We start from the raw sequence: 2,455 nt of genomic DNA on the forward strand, positions 1-2,455 counted from the left end.
ATTAGAAACATCAGCATCACATAAATCAGAAGCATTTGGGAATAAGGCTTGCGCAGAAGTCAAAGCTTCTTGGTTGCTGCATTCAATAGTCTGGTTTAAAGACCCAGCCTGAGTTGTCCAAGTTGGAGCAGTTGTATCCTGAATCGTGATGATCTGCGTGAACGTATCAGAAATATTTCCACAGTCATCTTTTACAGTCCAGGTATTGGTGTAAGTTCCAGCATTTGCGCATCCTTCAGAAGCTGTAAATTGTCCGCTTACTTTAATAATATTTGAAACATCAGCATCGCATAAATCAGAAGCAGTTGGGAATAAAGTCTGAGCTGAAGTTAAAGCCTCGGTATTATTGCATTCAATAGTCTGGTTTAAAGACCCGGCCTGAGTTGTCCATGTTGGTGCGGTTGTATCCTGAATTGTAATGATTTGTGTGAAGGTATCAGAGATATTTCCACAGTCGCCTAAAACATTTTCTGAAATGGATTTGTGTGAAGGTATCAGAGATATTTCCACAGTCATCTTTTACCGTCCATGTATTGGTATAAGTTCCTGCATTTGAACATCCTTCAGAAGCTGTAAATTGTCCGCTTACTTTAGTGATGTTAGAAACATCAGCATCACATGCATCAGAAGCTGAAGGAAATAAAGCCTGCGCTGAAGTCAAAGCTTCTTGGTTGCTGCATTCGATAGTCTGGTTTAAAGAACCACTTTGAGTTGTCCAAGTTGGAGCAGTTGTATCTTGTACAATAATAGTTTGATTTACAGGAAGCGAAACATTTCCACAAGAATCAGTTGCTGTCCAAGTTCTGGTTTTTGTGTAAGAACCAGTACAATTTCCTGGAGTAATACTGTCTTCATAAGTTAAAGAAGAAATAGTTCCATTGTTGTCTGTTGCTGTTGCTTGTGCAAAAATTGGTTCTGCTGGACAATTGATAGTTGAGTTTTCCGGTAAAGGATCAATTATTGGTTTAACAGAATCTCCATCAATAATAGTAACAGATTTTGTTATGGTACATAAGTTCGCATCGGTTACAATAACAGAATAGTTACCTGCTGCTAGTGTAGTAGCCGTAGCCGTAGTTTGTGCAGGATTTGTATTCCATGAATAAGTATATGGACTTGTTCCTCCAGAAGCAAAAACTGTTGCAGATCCTGTGTTTCCGCCGCCACAAACAACATCAACTTGAGTCGTTGTGGCACTAAGAGCCTCTTGAGGCTGAATAATTGTAACATTGCAAGTTGTAGTATAACCCAATTTATCAGTAACAATAACAGTATGTAATCCCGCATTTAGAGAAACTGCCTGAGCTGTCGTTTCATTATTATCCCATAAATAAGTATAGTCGCCGTTTCCACCAATTGCAGTTACAGTAGCTTGACCATTACTTTCTCCAAAACATTTAACGGGATTATCTTGAGTAATACTGCAAGATAAAACGTTAGGTTCTGTAATTGTTATGCTGCAAGTTGTTGTACAGCCTTTTTCATCAGTTACGGTTACAGTATGTAATCCGGCAGTAAGTCCGATGGCTTTTTGTGTCATTTCATTGTTATCCCACAAGTAAGTATAATTTCCGTTACCACCAATTGGAGTCACAGTAGCTTCTCCGTTGCTTAAACCATTTGCTGTTACAGCTTTATTTTGTGTAATTGAACAAGTTAAAGCAGCGCCTGGCTGAGAAATTGTTACAGAATTTGACTGACTTGAACAATCATCAGAAACAGTCAAAGTATAAGTTCCTGCCGGAAGATTGGATACAGAAGCTGTAGTTCCGACAACAGCGTTTGAAGAGTTTGCCCATGAGTAAGTTACTGTTCCAACAGTTCCTGCCGGAAGATTKGATACAGAAGCTGTAGTTCCRACAACAGCGTTTGAAGAGTTTGCCCATGAGTAAGTTACTGTTCCAACAGCATTACTTACCGTTCCCGCAGTTACCGTTCCAGTACTTGCGTTATAACAAGTTACATCAGTTTTAGAAGARTTTCCTAAAGCTAAAGCGGCACTTGGCTGCGTAATMGTAACTGAATTTGATTGTGAAGAACAGCTGTCAGAAACCGTCAAAGTATAAGTTCCTGCCGGAAGATTGGATACAGAAGCTGTAGTTCCGACAACAGCGTTTGAAGAGTTTGCCCATGAGTAAGTTACTGTTCCAACAGCATTACTTACCGTTCCCGCAGTTACCGTTCCAGTACTTGCGTTATAACAAGTTACATCAGTTTTAGAAGARTTTCCTAAAGCTAAAGCGGCACTTGGCTGCGTAATAGTAACTGAATTTGATTGTGAAGAACAGCTGTCAGAAACAGTCAAAGTATAAGTTCCCGCCGGAAGATTTGATACAGAAGCTGTAGTTCCAACAACAGCGTTTGAAGAGTTTGCCCATGAGTAAGTTACTGTTCCAACAGCATTACTTACCGTTCCCGCAGTTACCGTTCCAGTACTTGCGTTATAACAAGTTAC

The 2,455-nt window shown here is 39.8% G+C and carries 1 protein-coding gene; it reads right to left on the minus strand.

Translation table 11 applies throughout. The features are described from left to right. Window positions 1-436: 436 nt before the first annotated feature. On the minus strand, window positions 437-2,455 hold a 2,019-nt coding region (locus ASD98_RS09230; RefSeq protein ID WP_199866280.1), incomplete at its 5' end, for a SprB repeat-containing protein.

The sequence above is a fragment of the Flavobacterium sp. Root186 genome (genome assembly GCF_001428525.1).
Classification (GTDB): Bacteria; Bacteroidota; Bacteroidia; order Flavobacteriales; family Flavobacteriaceae; genus Flavobacterium.